This window comes from Streptomyces sp. DvalAA-43, assembly GCF_900091725.1.
In the GTDB taxonomy this organism is placed as follows: domain Bacteria; phylum Actinomycetota; class Actinomycetes; order Streptomycetales; family Streptomycetaceae; genus Streptomyces; species Streptomyces pulveraceus.
In genome coordinates this window covers 208,930-225,428 of sequence record NZ_FMBW01000091.1, presented here as the reverse complement: position 1 = coordinate 225,428, position 16,499 = coordinate 208,930, and the positions used below count along the sequence as shown (strand labels likewise).

The 16,499-nt window shown below is 72.2% G+C and carries 21 protein-coding genes, 1 pseudogene and 1 riboswitch; of the genes and pseudogenes, 12 read left to right on the top strand and 10 right to left on the bottom strand.

Going from position 1 to position 16,499, the window contains the following annotated elements:
- Window positions 1-226 precede the first annotated feature (226 nt).
- Both GA0115234_RS38525 and GA0115234_RS38520 read left to right on the top strand, forming a co-directional pair.
- On the top strand, window positions 227-454 hold the full coding sequence (locus tag GA0115234_RS38525) for an antitoxin (protein WP_093551072.1): 228 nt from the start codon (window positions 227-229) through the stop codon (window positions 452-454).
- A complete protein-coding gene (locus tag GA0115234_RS38520) occupies window positions 451-822 on the top strand; it encodes a fic family toxin-antitoxin system, toxin component (protein WP_093551070.1) in 372 nt (123 codons plus the stop codon). Before GA0115234_RS38525 ends, GA0115234_RS38520 begins: the two co-directional genes overlap by 4 nt.
- A 39-nt stretch (window positions 823-861) precedes the next feature.
- Here the strand turns inward: GA0115234_RS38520 and GA0115234_RS38515 are convergent, their stop codons facing one another.
- The 4 genes from GA0115234_RS38515 to bioB all read right to left on the bottom strand — a co-directional run bounded on the left by GA0115234_RS38515 (window position 862) and on the right by bioB (window position 4,772).
- On the bottom strand, window positions 862-1,539 hold the full coding sequence (locus GA0115234_RS38515; RefSeq protein WP_093551068.1) for a class I SAM-dependent methyltransferase: 678 nt from the start codon (window positions 1,537-1,539) through the stop codon (window positions 862-864).
- Window positions 1,540-1,617: 78 nt separating this feature from the next.
- Window positions 1,618-2,307 (bottom strand): dethiobiotin synthase, encoded by a 690-nt coding sequence (bioD, locus tag GA0115234_RS38510; protein ID WP_093551066.1) that lies wholly within the window; start codon window positions 2,305-2,307, stop codon window positions 1,618-1,620.
- Window position 2,308: 1 nt separating this feature from the next.
- The gene (locus GA0115234_RS38505; protein WP_093551064.1) at window positions 2,309-3,613 is read right to left on the bottom strand and encodes an adenosylmethionine--8-amino-7-oxononanoate transaminase; all 1,305 of its coding nucleotides are present in this window, start codon (window positions 3,611-3,613) and stop codon (window positions 2,309-2,311) included.
- Entirely contained in the window at window positions 3,606-4,772 is a 1,167-nt protein-coding gene (gene bioB, locus GA0115234_RS38500; protein WP_093551062.1) for a biotin synthase BioB, read from the bottom strand. The genes GA0115234_RS38505 and bioB overlap by 8 nt, the downstream gene beginning before the upstream one ends.
- Before the next feature lie 142 nt (window positions 4,773-4,914).
- Here bioB and GA0115234_RS38495 point away from each other — a divergent pair, with 142 nt between their 5' ends.
- Entirely contained in the window at window positions 4,915-6,057 is a 1,143-nt protein-coding gene (locus GA0115234_RS38495) for an 8-amino-7-oxononanoate synthase (RefSeq protein WP_093551060.1), read from the top strand.
- Here the strand turns inward: GA0115234_RS38495 and GA0115234_RS38490 are convergent.
- Both GA0115234_RS38490 and GA0115234_RS38485 read right to left on the bottom strand, forming a co-directional pair.
- Window positions 6,050-6,256 carry a DUF397 domain-containing protein gene (locus tag GA0115234_RS38490; RefSeq protein WP_093551058.1) on the bottom strand — a complete coding sequence of 69 codons (207 nt, stop codon included), beginning with the start codon at window positions 6,254-6,256 and terminating at the stop codon, window positions 6,050-6,052. The genes GA0115234_RS38495 and GA0115234_RS38490 overlap by 8 nt on opposite strands.
- A gap of 23 nt (window positions 6,257-6,279) precedes the next feature.
- Window positions 6,280-7,140: a helix-turn-helix domain-containing protein gene (locus GA0115234_RS38485; RefSeq protein WP_093551056.1), complete on the bottom strand. Its 861-nt coding sequence runs from the start codon at window positions 7,138-7,140 to the stop codon at window positions 6,280-6,282.
- A gap of 202 nt (window positions 7,141-7,342) precedes the next feature.
- Here GA0115234_RS38485 and GA0115234_RS38480 point away from each other — a divergent pair, with 202 nt between their 5' ends.
- Window positions 7,343-7,774, top strand: coding sequence for an ATP-binding protein (locus GA0115234_RS38480; RefSeq protein ID WP_093551054.1), 432 nt, complete (start codon window positions 7,343-7,345; stop codon window positions 7,772-7,774).
- 189 nt (window positions 7,775-7,963) lie between these two features.
- Window positions 7,964-8,159, top strand: a pseudogene (locus GA0115234_RS44005) (LysE family translocator); the annotation flags it as partial.
- Between the two features lie 66 nt (window positions 8,160-8,225).
- Here the strand turns inward: GA0115234_RS44005 and GA0115234_RS38470 are convergent.
- From GA0115234_RS38470 to GA0115234_RS38460, 3 genes are all read right to left on the bottom strand, one after another.
- Entirely contained in the window at window positions 8,226-8,699 is a 474-nt protein-coding gene (locus tag GA0115234_RS38470; protein WP_093551052.1) for a C40 family peptidase, read from the bottom strand.
- A 3-nt stretch (window positions 8,700-8,702) separates the two neighbouring features.
- A riboswitch (cyclic di-AMP (ydaO/yuaA leader) is annotated at window positions 8,703-8,883 on the bottom strand.
- A gap of 391 nt (window positions 8,884-9,274) precedes the next feature.
- On the bottom strand, window positions 9,275-9,586 hold the full coding sequence (locus GA0115234_RS38465) for a hypothetical protein (RefSeq protein WP_093551051.1): 312 nt from the start codon (window positions 9,584-9,586) through the stop codon (window positions 9,275-9,277).
- 7 nt (window positions 9,587-9,593) lie between these two features.
- The gene (locus tag GA0115234_RS38460) at window positions 9,594-10,229 is read right to left on the bottom strand and encodes an ATP-dependent Clp protease proteolytic subunit (RefSeq protein WP_093551106.1); all 636 of its coding nucleotides are present in this window, start codon (window positions 10,227-10,229) and stop codon (window positions 9,594-9,596) included.
- 114 nt (window positions 10,230-10,343) lie between these two features.
- Here GA0115234_RS38460 and GA0115234_RS38455 point away from each other — a divergent pair, with 114 nt between their 5' ends.
- The 7 genes from GA0115234_RS38455 (at window position 10,344) to GA0115234_RS38425 (ending at window position 15,382) form a co-directional block, all read left to right on the top strand.
- Window positions 10,344-10,628 (top strand): type II toxin-antitoxin system Phd/YefM family antitoxin, encoded by a 285-nt coding sequence (locus GA0115234_RS38455; RefSeq protein WP_093551048.1) that lies wholly within the window; start codon window positions 10,344-10,346, stop codon window positions 10,626-10,628.
- A gap of 249 nt (window positions 10,629-10,877) precedes the next feature.
- Window positions 10,878-11,180 (top strand): urease subunit gamma, encoded by a 303-nt coding sequence (locus GA0115234_RS38450; RefSeq protein WP_093551045.1) that lies wholly within the window; start codon window positions 10,878-10,880, stop codon window positions 11,178-11,180.
- An 11-nt stretch (window positions 11,181-11,191) separates the two neighbouring features.
- Window positions 11,192-11,503, top strand: a complete 312-nt coding sequence (locus tag GA0115234_RS38445) for an urease subunit beta (RefSeq protein ID WP_093551043.1) — start codon at window positions 11,192-11,194, stop codon at window positions 11,501-11,503.
- Entirely contained in the window at window positions 11,496-13,217 is a 1,722-nt protein-coding gene (locus GA0115234_RS38440) for an urease subunit alpha (RefSeq protein WP_093551041.1), read from the top strand. Before GA0115234_RS38445 ends, GA0115234_RS38440 begins: the two co-directional genes overlap by 8 nt.
- 34 nt (window positions 13,218-13,251) lie before the next feature.
- The gene (locus GA0115234_RS38435) at window positions 13,252-13,914 is read left to right on the top strand and encodes an urease accessory protein UreF (protein WP_093551039.1); all 663 of its coding nucleotides are present in this window, start codon (window positions 13,252-13,254) and stop codon (window positions 13,912-13,914) included.
- A gap of 26 nt (window positions 13,915-13,940) precedes the next feature.
- The gene (ureG, locus tag GA0115234_RS38430; RefSeq protein WP_093551037.1) at window positions 13,941-14,618 is read left to right on the top strand and encodes an urease accessory protein UreG; all 678 of its coding nucleotides are present in this window, start codon (window positions 13,941-13,943) and stop codon (window positions 14,616-14,618) included.
- Window positions 14,615-15,382 carry an urease accessory protein UreD gene (locus GA0115234_RS38425; protein WP_093551035.1) on the top strand — a complete coding sequence of 256 codons (768 nt, stop codon included), beginning with the start codon at window positions 14,615-14,617 and terminating at the stop codon, window positions 15,380-15,382. Before ureG ends, GA0115234_RS38425 begins: the two co-directional genes overlap by 4 nt.
- A 19-nt stretch (window positions 15,383-15,401) precedes the next feature.
- Here the strand turns inward: GA0115234_RS38425 and GA0115234_RS38420 are convergent, their stop codons facing one another.
- Entirely contained in the window at window positions 15,402-16,451 is a 1,050-nt protein-coding gene (locus tag GA0115234_RS38420) for an NAD-dependent epimerase/dehydratase family protein (protein ID WP_093551033.1), read from the bottom strand.
- Window positions 16,452-16,499 lie beyond the last annotated feature (48 nt).

Here is a 16,499-nt window from a genome sequence, read left to right as displayed (position 1 = left end):
GCTCTGCTTAGGTTTCATGCCTTTCGGGCGACCTCGCTCCTACTACCCGCCCTAGGATGTGACGTGGGCCCTATGGGTGGCATCACACCCACAGGGCCCTTTCGAGGCGGTCGCCGGGGGGTCCGTGCACGTGCCGATCCGCGGACCGGTACGCGGCGGAACCCGTGTACGGGGCACCGGAGGGCTCCCCTTGCCGGTGCTAGCGCGGGCGCGCTAGCGTGTTTCTGTGCCCAAGACTCAGCTGAACGTGAGAGTGGACGAGGCCACCGCCGAGGCCGCGCGACAGCGCGCGCTGCAAAGGGGGATGAGCGTGAACCGCTACATAGAGGAGCTCGTGAGACAGGATGCGGGCGAGGTCGGACACACCTTCGTCGAGGCCGCGGCCGACTTCATGAAGCAGTACGAGTCGGTGTTCGCCGAGGAGTTCGGCCCGGAGCGCAAAGGCACGCGTTGAACCTCCAGATCGACCTCTCCTGGCTGCTCATGGTGGCCGAGCACAAGACCCCCGGTGACCCGCAGGTCGTCGACTGGGGTGCGCTGGTGGCCGCGGTGGCCCGTCACGAGGCCGAGATCTTCGGCAGCCCCGTCTACAGCGACCCCCACTCCCGGGCCGCTGCCCTCCTGCAGCTGTTGCTCCACGTCCCCGCGCTCGAACACTCCAACGCGATGTTCTCCTCGGCCGTCGCGTACGGATATCTCGTCGCCTCCGGGCTCAAGGTCATCACCTCGCCCGAGCAGGTGCGCGACCTGGCCCGGCTGGTGAAGGAGGGCAAGGCCGACGTCCGGGCCATCGCCGACGAACTCCGCCAGTGGAGCCTGTGACAGCCGGTTCGGGTGCGCGACGGCGGGCCGGTGGTCGTGTCAGTCCACCATGGACGTGCGCCGCGCCGTCCCCAGCACGCACGCCGACGTGGGCAGCCGTACTCCCCACTCCGGCATCCTGACCCGCCGGTAGGCCTCCACCACGAACCCCGCCCGCTCGATGGCGGCCAGGGTGTCGCGCCCCGTATGGCACCCGCCCGTCACCAGCGGCCACACCGTACGGTCCAGTGCCCACTGCGTGGCCGCCATGCCTCGGTCGTCGGCCCGCACATGCTCGAAGAAGCGCAGCTCACCGCCGGGCCGCAGCACCCGCACGAGCTCCGCGAGCGAACGCTCCACATCCCGTACGGTGCACAGCACCAGCGAGGCCACGGCCCCGTCGAACGCCTCGCTCTTCACCGGCAGCGCCTCCGCCGTACCCGGCACCACATCCACCGGGATCCCCGCCCGCACCGCCGCTCGCACCGCCAACTGCCGGAGGCTGCGCTCGGGTTCGATGGCCACCACCTCCGACACCGCGGGCGGGTAGTGCGCGAAGTTCAGGCCATTGCCCGCACCGATCTCGATGACCCGGCCGGACAGGTCCGCCAGCAGTTCCGAGCGCACCGCCGCCAGTCCGGCCCTGGTCTCCGCCGCCACGCTCATCCGGGCGTAGAACCGGGCGAAGACGGGGTGGTGCACCGCGTCCTCCGGGATTCTCGTGCTGCGCAGGCGCATGACGGACCTCCTCGACCGGGCGCTCCGGCAGAAAGTACGGCTACTTGGATTCTCCCCCGTCCGGTGCGGCTCATCCCCTCATCCGGCCGGCCGATTCCCGCCCAGCTCCGCCGCGAGCCAACTCCGGGCCCGCGCCCGGAAGTCTGCGGGATCCAGGCCCCCCGCGCCGGCCGGCACCGCACCCAGCAGAGGGGCACCCGCCGCCACGGGAAGGTCCACCAGATTGCAGCGCGCCGCCAGGTCCGGCTCCGCGGGCATGCTGCCCACCACCACACCCAGGCACTCCAGCCCCCGGGCCCGCAGCGCCTCCGAGGTCAGCGCGGTGGTGTTGAGCGTGCCCAGACCGGCGGGCGTCACCACCAGCACCGGGGCGGCCAGCAGCCGGGCGGCATCGGCAAGCGTCGAGCCCTCGTCGTCGAACCGTACGAGCAGCCCGCCCGCACCCTCGATCAGCACCAGATCGTGCTCGGTCGCCAGCTTCTGCGCCGCATCGGCGATCTCGTACGGCCGCACCGGCGGGAGACCTGCCCTGCGGGCGGCGGTGGCGGGTGCCAACGGATCAGGGAACCGGGCCAGTTCGACCGCGGTGACATGGCCGCCAGCCAGCCGCGCCACCTCGGCGGCATCACCCGGCTCGCCGGGAGCCAGCCCCGTCTGGGCCGGCTTGAGCACCGCGACGCCCCGGTCCGCGCGCGCCGCCGCCACGGCCGCTGTCACGACCGTCTTGCCGATCTCCGTGCCCGTCCCCGTCACTACCAGAACCGTCATCTCATCCCTCTCGCGCCGCCGCGCACACGGCCCGGCAGATCCGTGCCACGTCCTCGTCATCGGTCACATACGGCGGCATCGTGTAGACGAGGTCGCGGAACGGCCGCAGCCACACCCCTTCCCGCACCGCGGCCCGGGTCGCGGCCGCCATGTCCACCTCGTGATCGAGCTGTACGACGCCGATCGCACCCAGCACCCGTACGTCCCGTACCCCGGGCAGCTCCGACGCCGGTGCGAGCCCTTCCCGCAGCCCCGCGCCGATGCGCGCCACCTCCCGCTCCCAGTCCTGGCCCAGCAGCAGATCGATGGAGGCGCACGCCACCGCGGCGGCGAGCGGATTGCCCATGAACGTCGGCCCGTGCGCGAGCACCGGGACCTCGCCGCGCGAGATGCCCTCCGCCACCCGGGAGGTGCACAGTGTCGCCGCCATCGTCAGATAGCCGCCGGTCAGCGCCTTGCCCACGCACATGACATCGGGCGAGATCCCCGCGTGCCCGGCGGCGAACAGCTGCCCGGTCCGGCCGAAACCCGTGGCGATCTCGTCGAACACCAGCAGTACGTCGTGCTCGTCGCACGCCTCGCGCAGCACCCGCAGATACGCGGGGGAGTGGAACCGCATCCCGCCCGCGCCCTGCGCCACCGGCTCCACGATCACCGCGGCCAGCCGGTCGGCGTGCTCGGCGATCAGCTCCCGGAGATGCCGTACGTAGGCGGCATCCGGTTCCGCGTCGAAACCGGCCGGGGGCTCGTCGGCGAAGACCTGGCGGGGCAGGACGCCCGACCACAGCTCGTGCATGCCGCCCTCGGGGTCGCACACCGACATCGGCTGCCAGGTGTCCCCGTGATAGCCGCCGCGCCAGGTCAGCAGCCGCTGTTTGGCGGGCCGCCCCGCCGAGCGCCAGAACTGCAGACACATCTTGACCGCGACCTCGACGGAGACCGACCCCGAGTCGGCGAGGAAGACATGGCGCAGCGGCTCCGGGGTGATCTCGACCAGCCGGGTGGCCAGCCGTACGGCGGGCTCATGGGTGAGCCCGCCGAACATCACATGGCTCATCCGGTCCAGCTGGCCGCGGGCCGCCTCGTTGAGCACCGGATGGTTGTAGCCGTGCACCGCCGACCACCAGGACGACATGCCGTCGACCAGCTCGGTCCGCCCGTGGGCGGGCTCCGCCAGTCTGAGCCGCACCCCGGACGCGGACTCCACGACCAGCGGGTCCTGGCGCCCCGGCATCGGGCCGTAAGGATGCCAGACGTGGGCCCGGTCCAGGGACCGCAGCTCGGCCGGGGAGAGGGCCTCAGGCATTGGGGGCGAGATCCGTTCCCGCGCCGCGACGGCGGACCGCCACCAGATCCGTGCGGGCGGCCGGCCCCCCCGGGGACTCGGCGGCGGCCTCCCCGGGCGCGTCACCGCAGGGGGCGCATCCGCCGTCGTGCGAACCGCATCCGCCGCCCTGCCGCGCCCGGTGCGTGGGCAGCGTCGTCGTGCCCGCGCCCTCCACCTCGAAACCGGCGTCGGTGATCATGTCCAGATCCGCCTGGCCCGCCTGACCCTCGCTGGTCAGGTAGTCGCCCAGGAAGATCGAGTTGACCAGGTGCAGGGCCAGCGGCTGCATCGAGCGCAGGTGCACCTCGCGCCCGCCCGCGAGCCGTACCTCCACGTCCGGGCAGACGAACCGGACCATCGCCAGGATGCGCAGACAGCGCTGCGGGGTGAGGTTCCACTCCTTGGCCAGCGGGGTCCCCTCGAACGGGATCAGGAAGTTCACCGGCACCGAATCCGGGTCCAGCTCACGCAGCGAGAAGACGACATCGACCAGATCGGCGTCGCTCTCGCCCATCCCGGCGATCAGTCCGGAACACGCCGAGAGCCCGGCGGCCTGTGCCTGGTGCACGGTCTCCACGCGGTCCGCGTAGGTGTGGGTGGTGGTGATGTCCCCGTACGTCCCCTCGGACGTGTTGAGGTTGTGGTTGTACGCGTCGGCGCCCGCCGACCGCAGCCGTTCGGCCTGTCCGTCGGAGAGCAGACCGAGGCAGGCGCACACCTCGACGCCCTCGTTCTGTTCCTTGATCGCCTCGATGGTCTTCGACACCCGGTCGACGTCACGGTCCGTCGGCCCGCGGCCGCTCGCCACCAGACACACCCGTTTGGCCCCGCCCGCCACACCCGCGGCGGCGGCCTGCGACGCCTCGTCCGGTTTCAGCCAGGTGTACTTGAGGATCTCGGCCTTCGAGCCGAGCCGCTGCGAGCAGTACGAGCAGTCCTCGGGGCAGAGACCGGACTTGAGATTGACCAGGTAGTTGAGTTTCACGCGCCGCCCGAACCACTGACGGCGCACCTTTCCGGCAGCGGCCACCACGTCGAGCAGGTCGTCGTCCGAGGTCGCCAGTACGGCGAGGGCTTCTTCGCGGGTCGGCAGCTCGCGCCGCAGCCCCTTGTCCACCAGCGTGTTCAGGAGGTCCATGGCGAAGATCCTGGCCTACCGCACGGCCCGCAGCCAAGGAGGAACCGGACAACAGAGCCTGTCGAGCGTGTGTGTATTGCCACACCATGACCTGCTGCGCCCGCGGTTAGGGTCTGTGAGCTGCCTACAAAAGGGACCGCTCATGCCCTTCGACCCGTTCGACTGGATCGACGCGGAGGCGCGCCGCCGCGCCGACGCCGGACTCGTCCGTACACTGCGCCCCCGGCCCGCCGCGTCCGGACTTCTGGACCTCGCGAGCAACGACTACCTGGGTCTGACACGGCACCCCGACGTCACCGCCGCCGCGGCCGGGGCCGCGCGCGGATGGGGGGCGGGCGCGACCGGATCGCGGCTGGTCACCGGCTCCACCGCGTTGCACGCCGAACTCGAAGAAGAGCTGGCCGAATTCTGCGGCTTCGAGGCGGCCCTGGTGCTGTCGTCCGGCTACGCGGCCAACCTCGCCGCCCTCACGGCGCTCACCGGCCACGGCTCGCTGATCGTCTCCGACGCCGGCAACCACGCCTCGATCGTGGACGGTTGCCGGCTCTCCCGTGCCGCGACCGCCGTCGTTCCGCACGCCGACCCCGAGGCCGTGCGCAAGGCGCTGCGGTCGCACGAGGGGCGGGCGCTGGCCGTCACCGACTCGGTCTTCTCGGTCGACGGCGACGCGGCACCGCTGCCCGAACTCGCCGATGCCTGTCGTACGGAGGGCGCCGCACTGCTCGTCGACGACGCCCACGGCCTCGGCGTGCTGGGCGAGGGCGGCCGGGGTGCGCTCGACGCCGCCGGGCTCGCGGGCGGCGAGGGGATCGTCACCACACTGACCCTCTCCAAGTCCCTGGGCAGCCAGGGCGGAGCCGTCCTCGGACCGGCCCGGGTCATCGAACACCTCGTCAACGCGGCCCGTACGTTCATCTTCGACACCGGCCTCGCGCCCGCCGCCGTGGGCGCCGCGCTGGAGAGCCTGCGCCTGCTGCGCCGTGAGCCGGAACGGGCGGGCCGGGCCCGTACGGTCGCCGCCGCGCTGTACGAGCGGCTGACCGCGGCCGGTCTGACCGCCGTGCGGCCCGACGCGGCCGTGGTCTCGGTGCGGGCACCCTCGGCGGACGCGGCGGTGCGCTGGGCGGCCGACTGCCGCGCCGCCGGGATCCTGGTCGGCTGCTTCCGGCCCCCGTCCGTGCCGGACGGGGTGTCCCGGCTGCGGCTGACGGCGCGGGCCGACCTGACCGAGGAACAGATCGCCACCGCCGTGTCGGTCCTGCGGCGGACCGCTCCCGTCAGCTGACCGGATCCCGGTGCAGACCGGCGACGAACGAGGTCCAGGCCGCCGCGGAGAACCGCAGCGGTGGCCTGGACGCGTCCTTGGAGTCCCGCACGGCCAGCCGCCCGTCACCGGACGACGCGGTCTCCACGCAGTTGTTCATACCCGTGCTGCGGCTGCTGCGCCGCCACCGTAAGCCGTGCTGTGCGAGGCAATCCGACATGAGGCCCCCTCGGGCGTCCGGGGTCACTGACCGCCGCGCTCGATCGCGGCGATGAGATCCAAAGAGTGCTCCGGCGACAGCGCGTGTGCCTGCATCGTGCGGAAGGCCGAGCTGTACGCCTCAAGGTCTTCTTTCCGCTCCAGATAGAGGCTACTCGTCAAATGGTCGAGAACGACCACATCTAGATCAGAAGTGTTCGGAAATGAGAAGATAACGAAAGGTCCGGTGAGGCCGGCGTAGCCGCCCATCGAGAACGGCAGCAACTGGAGCTGCACATGGGGAAGTTGAGCCACCCGGGTCAGATGACGCAGCTGTTCCCGCATCACCCGGCACCCGCCGACCTCGCGCCGCAGCACCGCCTCGTCGAGCACCGCACTCAGCCGCAGCGGCGGATCGGTCCGCAGCACCCCCTGCCGGGCGAGCCGCACCTCCACCAGTGAGTCCAGCCGGCCGGCGGGCAGCCCGTCGAGCGAGGCCCGGGTCACCGCACGCGCGTAGTCGGCCGTCTGGAGGAGCCCCGGCACCACCGAGGTCTCCAGCGTGCGCGCGGTCCGCGCCTGGGACTCCAGGCTGATGAAGTCGCGGTACTGGGGCGGGATCAGACCGCGGTAGGCGTGCCACCATCCGGTGCCGCCGCCGCCCGCCGAACCCGCCAGGGTGGCCAGCAGATCCCGCAGCCGGGCGTCGTCCACGCCGTACGCGTCCAGCAGCCGGGTGACATCGGCCGGTTGCACCCCGCTCACCCCGGTCTCGATCCGGCTCACCTTCGACTGGTGCCAGCCGAGCATCCGTGCCGCGTCCCGACTGGTCAGTCCCGACGCATGGCGCAGACTCCGGAGCTCCTCCCCGAGCTTGCGGCGTCGCACCGCAGGGCCGTGCTGCATCCGCGGCCTCCCTCCCTCTTCCGCCGAGCCGACAGTGTGCCGCCCGCATACGGTCTCGCGTCGCAGGGTTCACCGCATCGAGCGACAGATATATGCATATCTTGGTGGATCGCTGTCACAGCGGGCAGCATCGATGGCAGTCTGGCTCGAAGCGCAACCCGGGCCGATCGCGGTCGGTACGGGTGGGAAAGGACGGCCCGCCATGGCAGACCAGCAAGAAGTACACGTCACTCTGGCGAGCGAGCCGGTCTCGGTTCCGGCGGCCCGCAGGTTCGTGGCCCGGGTGCTCGGCGAATGGGGCCTGGCCGCCGACACCGACTTCGCCGACAGCATCCGGCTCATCGTCTCCGAGCTCGCGACCAACGCCGTCCAGCACACCTTCGGGCAGTCGCCCACCTTCACCGTGGACCTCCGGCTGGAGCGGGAGGAACACCTGTATCTGGGCGTGACGGACAGTCACCCCCGTTGGCCCAGGCGGCTGCCCGCCGCCGTGCAGCAGGACAACGGGCGCGGCCTGGTCATCATCCGCTGTCTGGCCAAGCAGTGCGGCGGCCGGCTCACCGTCACCCCCACCGCCGACGGAGGCAAGACGGTGTGGATCGCGCTTCCCTGGAGCGTCCCCGTACAGAGCTGACCGACGTGTTCCGGCACCTGCCCGCCCGCGCGGTCACCCGGCCCCGCCGCCCGTCCGCCGGGCCGGCCCCGCCCGCCCGAACCCGCTGCGTAACAGGGCCTGGAGCGTGGCCGCCGCCGCGGACCCCACGGCGCGGTGGAATGGGTCGGCGCGCTGCCGATGAGCGGCCGTCCCGCCGGTTCCGTCACCGGGAGCCTCCCGCTGCCCAGGACCTTGCTGCCCGCGACGATCGTCGTGGTGCTGGTCTGGTTCCCCGCCGTGGCGCTGTTCGTGGACCGGCTGGGCGGGTGGCTGCGCCGGTCCCGTACCGCGCGCCGTCGGGGGCGGCAGCGGTGCGGCGCTCACCGTGCTGGGTTCGGTGCTGGTGACCGGTCAGCTGCTGCGCCGAGCGTGGCCCGCGTGTGGGCCCGTCCGGCGGGGCGTGGCTCCGACCCGCCGGACGGGCCCCGCCTCAGTTGATCCGGCCGTAGTAGACGCTCCTGGTCCAGATCTTCTCCAGCCGGACCACCGCGCCGGTCTTCGGCGAGTGCCAGATCTTGCCCTTGCCGGCGTAGATCCCCACGTGGTAGACGCTGCGGCCGGAGTGGAAGAAGACCAGGTCGCCGCGTTGCCGGTGCGAGGCCGAGATGTGGCGGGCCCGGTTGTACTGCTGCTGGGCGGTGCGGGGGAGCTTCTTGCCCGCCTTCTTGAACGCGTAGAGCGTCAGGCCCGAGCAGTCGAAGCGGCTGGGGCCGGTGGCCCCCCACCTGTACGGCGATCCCTTCTTCGATGCCGCGATGTTGAGCGCCTTCATCGACAGGGTCGCCGCCTGGGCGTCCGTCGCGGCGCCCGGCGCGAACATGGTGCCGCCGACGGCGGCGAGAGTCAGAACCGAGGCCGTACCGGCTCGGGCGAGCAGAGACGGGACATGAACCTGCGCAGTCATGCGCAACCCTTCGTCAGCCGCCTGTGAAGGATGACCTGTCGGGTTCGGGCTGGCGAAGTTGCCCGGCCGCGTTCGGCGGCTTCACCCCGAGGGTCGACCGGTGTTCAGGTCGACCCGTTGTGCTCGGGTCCTCCACTCCTGCCGATCCACTTCTGTCGACCAGGCATCCGGGCGGCGGCAGGACTCGGCGTCCGCCCGGACCGCCCCGCCGCGGTGGCGGGGGCTTGTCGTCCCAGGGATCTTGACTCACCGACTGTCGGATTTCCGAGCCGAAACAGGGATATGTGAGGCTCCTCACGACTGATCCGTTCGGGTGGACATGATGATTTTTGATGCTCTTCCGATGCTGCGGACCTACGCCGTACCAGCAGCGGAAGGGTGGATTCCGTCCACTGCCCACACGGAAAGCGCAAGTTGAGCAGTCCCTCACGAGAGGGACTCCCTACGCCGAACGAGCGAGGAATTTCGGTCGGCCCGTCGGGCGTGTCGGGTACGGGAGTTGGGTGACGGCCGCCGGACCCCGGGGCAGGGGGAGTTGACCGGACGGTGCCGCGCGTGCGAATGGCGTGGCTCGGTCAACTCGTCGGAGCGGGGGGTACGGTGACGCGCCCGGCCCGTCGCTCCCCGTCCAGGACGCGCAGCGCCCGGGTGAGCGTCGCGGTGTGGATCCGCGCCTCGCCGCGCTCGTGCATCAACGCCAGGGCGTCGCGCAGTGCTCCGGCGTGCGAGGCCAGCGCCTGTGCGGCACGCAGCGCCCCGTAGGTGTCGCTGCCACGGGCCGGGTTGATCCGGCCGACCTGGTCGAGGACTTCGAGGTAGCGGTCGATGAACTCCCCCTCGGCGCGCGTCAGTGCGGGGAGCGGCGGGAACTCCGGTGGTGGCCGCATCGGGTGTTCACCTCGCGCCGTGCGGAGGGAGCGAGGTGTTCCGGTTCTCCAGGACGTGGTCCACCAGGCCGTACGCCTTGGCGCCCGCCGCGTCGAGAATGAGATCGCGCTCGATGTCGTCGCCGATCTGTCCCGCGTCGCGGCCGGTGTGACGGGCCAACAGGGCGGTGAGCATCGTGCGGACCCGCTCCAGCTCCTGTGCCTCGATCTCCAGATCGGACGGCTGGCCCCGCAGCGGCTCGGCGAGCTCCGGCTGTCGCACGACGACCCTCGCGCCGGGCAGCGCGTGCCGGCGGCCGGGCGCGCCCGCGGCGAGCAGGGCGGAGGCGCAGGAACCGGCCTGGCCGAGGCAGAAGGTCTCCACCTCGCAGGTGAGGTACTGCATCGTGTCGTAGATCGCGGACATGGCTCCGAACGAGCCGCCGGGGGAGTTGATGTAGAGCGCGATGGGCCGGTCCGGGGCGGCGTGCTCCAGGTACATGAACTGCGCGATCAGATCGGAGGCCGCGGCGTCGTCGACCGGGGTGCCGAGGAAGACGATCCGTTCGGCGAGCAGCTTGGAGTACGGGTCGAGGGTGCGGGTTCCGTTGCTCGTGCGTTCGGTGAACTCGGGCAGTACATGACGGGCTGCGGGACGGAACAGCATGGCGATGCCTCTCCTGCGGGGTCTGTACGGGGGTCTGCGCTTGCTTCACGGGCCTCTGCACTGGTGTCCGTAAAAAATGTACAGGACGTACAGAAGGTTATGATGGGGAGCATGGCCTATGAGATTCCGGTGACGCAAGCCCGAGCTGAGCTCGCCGAACTGATCAACCGTGTCGTCTACGGCGGTGAGCGCGTGGTCGTGACGCGCCACGGCAAGCCGCTGGTGGCGCTTGTCTCGGCCGCTGACCTGGAGCGATTGGAGAAGGGGGAGGCGGCCGCCGAGGAGCAGGTGATCAGCTCGGTCTCCTCGATCGGCTCCTCGGTGTCCGCTCCCGGCGAACGGCGGCGCTTCGGTATCGCGGCGCAGCACCCGGGGCACCACGAGCCGGGCAGCTGACCGCCGCACGCCGACGTTCCCCGATACGGGAGAGCCGGGTACCCCCGTCCGCCGCGACGGGGGCGCCCGGCGTGTCGGCGTGGGGCCGGTCCGCCGGAGGGTTCGTTAACGCGCCGGAAAAATTTCGGCTCTACCGTGCACCGTCTCGCCGCGAGTCGGCGGACCGCCGTTCAACCTCCCCTGCTGGACGCGGCCGACGCCTCGCCACGCCCCGGTCCGGCACTGGGCGCAAGACTGTGAGGTGGACGCATGCGACTGACCCCGCACGAACAGGAACGCCTGCTCATCCATGTCGCCGCCGATGTGGCCCGGCAGCGCCGGGCGCGCGGACTGCGGCTCAACCACCCGGAGGCGCTCGCGCTGATCACCGCCCATCTGCTGGAGGGGGCCAGGGACGGCCGTACGGTCGCCGAACTGATGGCGTCGGGCCGTGCGGTGCTCACCCGCGACGACGTCATGGACGGGGTGCCCGAGATGATCCACGACGTCCAGGCCGAAGCGACCTTCCCGGACGGCACCAAGCTCGTCACCGTCCACGAACCGATCGTCTGACGGGGGCGTCGATGATTCCCGGAGAGATCCTGTACGCGGACGGGCCCGTGCCGTTCAACGAGGGCCGCCCCGTCACCCGCCTCACCGTCCTCAACTCCGCCGACCGGCCCGTCCAGGTCGGTTCCCACTACCACTTCGCCGAGGCCAACCCCGGCCTGGACTTCGACCGTTCGGCCGCGCGCGGCCTGCGGCTGAACATCGCCGCCGGCACCGCCGTGCGTTTCGAACCCGGCATACCGGTCGACATCGAGCTCGTCCCGATCGCCGGACGGCGCATCGTCCCCGGCCTGCGCGGCGGGACCGGAGGTGCCCTCGATGGCTGAACTCGACCGCGCCGTCCACGCCGACCTCTTCGGCCCCGCGACCGGCGACCGCATCCGGCTCGCCGACACCGGTCTGCTCGTCGAGATCGAGGAGGACCGCTCGGGCGGCCCCGGACTCGCCGGAGACGAAGCGGTGTTCGGCGGAGGCAAGGTCATCCGCGAATCGATGGGCCAGGCCCGCACCACCCGCGCCGAAGGCGCGCCGGACACCGTCGTCACCGGCGCCGTGATCATCGACCACTGGGGCGTCGTCAAGGCGGACATCGGCATCCGCGACGGCCGGATCACCGGGATCGGGAAGGCCGGCAACCCGGACACCATGGACGGCGTCCACCCCGACCTGGTCATCGGCCCCGAGACCGAGATCATCGCGGGCAACGGCATGCTGCTCACCGCGGGAGCCATCGACGCCCATGTCCACTTCATCTCGCCGACCCTGATCGACCAGGCGCTCTCGTCCGGGATCACCACCCTGGTCGGCGGCGGCACCGGACCGGCCGAAGGCACCAAGGCCACCACCATCACCCCCGGCCCGTGGCACCTGGCCCGGATGTTCGGGGCACTGGACGCGTACCCCGTCAACATCGGCCTGCTCGGCAAGGGCAACACCATGTCGCGCGAGGCCATGCACTCCCAACTGCGCGCCGGCGCACTCGGATTCAAGATCCACGAGGACTGGGGAGCCACCCCCGCCGTCATCGACGCCTGCCTGGGCGTCTGCGAGGAGACGGGCGCCCAGCTCGCCATCCACACCGACACCCTCAACGAGGCCGGATTCGTCGCCGACACCCTCGCCGCCATCGCCGGGCGCACCCTCCACGCCTACCACACCGAAGGGGCGGGCGGCGGGCACGCCCCGGACATCATCGGCGTCGTCTCCGAGCCGTACGTCCTGCCCAGCTCCACCAATCCGACCCGCCCGCACACCGTCAACACCATCGAGGAACACCTCGACATGCTGATGGTCTGCCACCACCTCAACCCGGCCGTGCCGGAGGACCTCGCCTTCGCGGAATCCCGGATCCGACCGTCCACCATCGCGGCCGAGGACATCCTCCACGACCTCGGAGCCATCTCGATCATCTCCTCCGACTCCCAGGCCATGGGCCGCATCGGCGAGGTCGTGCTGCGCACCTGGCAGACCGCGCACGTGATGAAGAAGCGCCGCGGGGCACTGCCCGGCGACGGACGGGCCGACAACCGGCGGGTGCGTCGCTATGTCGCCAAGTACACCATCAACCCGGCGATCGCCCAGGGGATCGACCGGGAGACCGGTTCGGTGGAGACGGACAAGCTCGCCGACCTGGTGCTGTGGGAACCGGCGTTCTTCGGCGTCAAGCCGCGGACCGTCATCAAGGGCGGCCAGATCGCGTACGCGCAGATGGGTGACGCCAACGCCTCCATTCCGACCCCGCAACCCGTGCTGCCCCGCCCGATGTTCGGCGCGGTGGGCCGCGCCCCGGCGGCGAACTCCGTCAACTTCACCGCCGAAGCGGCCATCGAGGACGGTCTGCCGGAACGCCTCGGCCTCGGCAAAGGATTCGTACCGATCACCAGCACCCGGGGCGTCACCAAGGCGGACATGCGGGAGAACGACGCGATGCCGCAGGTCCATGTCGACCCCGACAGCTTCGCCGTGACGATCGACGGCGAACCGGTCGAACCGGCACCCGCCACCGAACTGCCCATGGCCCAGCGCTACTTCCTCTTCTGATGCGGCACACACGAGGCCCGGGACGGGTGGCTCGATGAGCCGCGCGGCGCTGCTCGTCCTCGCCGACGGCCGGTTCCCCGCCGGTGGCCACGCCCACTCCGGCGGGGCCGAACCGGCGGTGGCAGCGGGACGGATCCGTGACGCGGCGGACCTCGCCGAGTTCTGCCGGGGCCGCCTGCACACCACCGGGCTCACCGCCGCCGCACTCGCCGCGGCCGCCGCCCACGGCCACGATCCGCTCGCGCTCGACGAGGCCGCCGACGCCCGCACCCCGTCACCCGCACTGCGGGCCGTCGCCCGCAAGCTCGGCCGGCAACTGATGAGGGCGGCCCGTGCCACCTGGCCCGGCACCGAACTCACCGCGCTCGCCACGGCCCGGCCGCGCGGCGCCCACCAGCCCGTCGTCCTCGGCCTCACCGCGCGCTCGGCCGGGCTCGGGCCCGAGGACGCCGCGCACTGCGCCGCCTACGAAACCGTCAGCGGACCGGCCACCGCCGTCGTCCGGCTGCTCTCCCTCGACCCCTTCGAGGCCACCGCCGTCCTCGCCCGCCTCGCCCCCGAACTCGACCGGATCGCCGAGCAGGCCGCCGCGGCGGCGCACGGCACCATCGACGCGCTGCCCGCCGCCTCGGCCCCGCTCCTCGACATCGGCGCCGAGGCACACGCGGCCCGTCCGGTCCGCCTGTTCGCCTCATGACCCCCTACGCATCAGGAGCCGCACCCATGCATCTCGATCACACCCGGCACGGCCCCGCCGCCGTGAGCGCCGACGCCGCCCGCCCCGACGGCACCCGCCGCGCCCTGCGCATCGGACTCGGCGGACCGGTCGGCTCCGGCAAGACCGCGACCGTCGCCGCCCTCTGCCGGGCCCTGCGCGACCGGCTCTCCATCGCGGTGGTCACCAACGACATCTACACCCGCGAGGACGCCGCCTTCCTGCTGCGCCATGCCGTACTGCCGCCCGAGCGCATCCGGGCCGTGGAGACCGGCGCCTGCCCGCACACCGCGATCCGCGACGACATCTCCGCCAACCTCGAAGCGGTCGAGGAACTGGAGGACACCCTGGGGCCCCTCGATCTGATCCTGGTCGAATCCGGCGGCGACAACCTCACCGCGACCTTCTCCAAGGGGCTGGTCGACGCCCAGATCTTCGTCATCGACGTGGCGGGCGGCGACGACATCCCGCGCAAGGGCGGCCCCGGCGTCACCACCTCCGACCTGCTCGTCATCAACAAGACCGACCTCGCCCCGCACGTCGGCTCCGACCTCGACCGGATGGCCCACGACGCCGCACAGCAGCGCGGCCCGCTCCCCGTGGCCCTCACCTCGCTCACTTCCGAGCAGGGCGTGGGGCCCGTCGCGGACTGGGTGCGTGCCCGGCTCGCCGACTGGACCGCATGAGCGTCCGGGCCACCGCCCGGATCGCCGCGGCCCTCGACAGCCGGGGCACCACCTCGCTCCCCGTGCTCAGGGGCGACGGGCCACTCGCCCTGCGCCGGACCAGGAACACCGCCGGGACCGGCAGCCGGGTCACCGTCGTCGGCGCCATGAGCGCACCGCTCGGCGGCGACCGGCTCGCCCTCGTGGCCCGGGTCGGCGAAGGCGCCCGGCTCACCGTCGACGCGGCAGCCGCGACCGTGGCCCTGCCGGGACCGGCGGGCGGGAGCGCCACGTACGACATCGAGCTGGACGTGGCGGAGCGGGCCGAGCTGCGCTGGCTGCCGCAGCAGCTCGTCTCGGCACACGGCAGCGTGCTGCGCACGACCACCCGGGTCCGGCTCGCCGCCACCGCACGGCTGGTGCTGCGGGAGGAACAGATCCTCGGCCGCCACGCCGAGAGCACCGGCACCCTCGTCAGCCGCCTCACCGTGCACCGCGCCGGCCGCCCGCTGCTCGACCAGCAGCTCGCGTACGGGCCAGGAGCACCCGGCGGCTGGGACGGCGCGGCGGTCCTGGACGGCCACCGGGCCGCCGGTCAACTCCTCGTCGTGGACCCGGCGTTCGAGGAGAAGCCGCCTGCGGCGCGGTTGCTGGGCGAGACCGCCGTCCTCACCCCGCTCGCCGGACCGGCCGTGCTGGTCACCGCCGTCGCTCCCGACGCACGCCCGCTGCGCCGTGTCCTCGACCGGGCGCTGGACGAACTGGCCGGCGCCCCGGTGGAGTGAACACGGCCGGGCCTGTCCCTCACGCCCTGCGGTCGTACGCCGCCAGCCAGGCGTCCTCCGCCGCGTAGTCGAAGAGCTTCTCCCCGTACGCCCGCAGCATGGCGGGAAAGGCCTCCTTCCAGCCCCTCCCGTCCAGCTGCGCCGCGATCCACTCGACCGTGGCGGGCAGCGACCGGACGTAGTCCGTGACCGGCCGGTACCCGAGCTCGCGCTCGGCGGCCGTCATGTCGTACACGATGGGGTGGGCGCCGCTCCAGGGTGTCCCTCCGACCCCGTCCTCCCCGGGCGCGCCCGCCAGCAACGCGGTCGTGGTCGTGCGGCCGAGCACCGCGTCGACCGCCGCGCCGATCTCCGCGACCGTCGGCGCCTGCGGGTCCCCGGCGTTGAGCACCCGCGAACCGGGCCGCCGCGCGGCGAGCCGGATCAGCTCGGCCAGATTGGAGACATGGACCGGGTGGAAACGGGACTCCCCGCCGAACGCGAGCACCCGCCGGTCGCGGCCGTCCAGCAGCCGTTTCACGAAGTACAGCTCACGCGGCGAGCGGCAGTGCTCCCCGTGGACCGCCCCGGCCCGCAGCAGCGTCACCGGCAACGTGTCCCCGGCGGCCAGGAGATCCCGTTCCAGCCGGATCTTCCGCGTCCCGTACGTCGCGTCACCGGCCGGCAGGGTCCGCTGCGATTCGGGAATCGGCACCGGATAGTGCGGCGCGCCGTCGGGATCGCCCTGGGTGTCGAAGCTGCGGCCCCGGTCGTCCTCGTACACCGCACCGCTGGAGATGACCACCGCCGAACCGATCCGGTCCGCGAGACCGGTCAGCTGACGGGCGTGTTCCGCCCCGTACGCCACCATGTCGACCAGTACGTCGCAGCCGTCGCCCAGCGCCGCCGCGAGCGCCCCCTCGGCGTCCCGGTCCAGGGCCCTGGTGCGCACCCCCTCGTCCCACCGTGCGTCCCGGCCGCCGCCGAGCGAGGCGGCCGTCACCTCCCAGCCGTCCTCGACGAGCGACCGCACGGCCGCTCGTCCGATCTGTCCCGTCGCTCCCAGAACCCATGCGTTTCCCTTGGCCATGAGGGTCACGCTAGGGCCGGGCGGTCGCCCGTGCCGGTGGCGTTCACC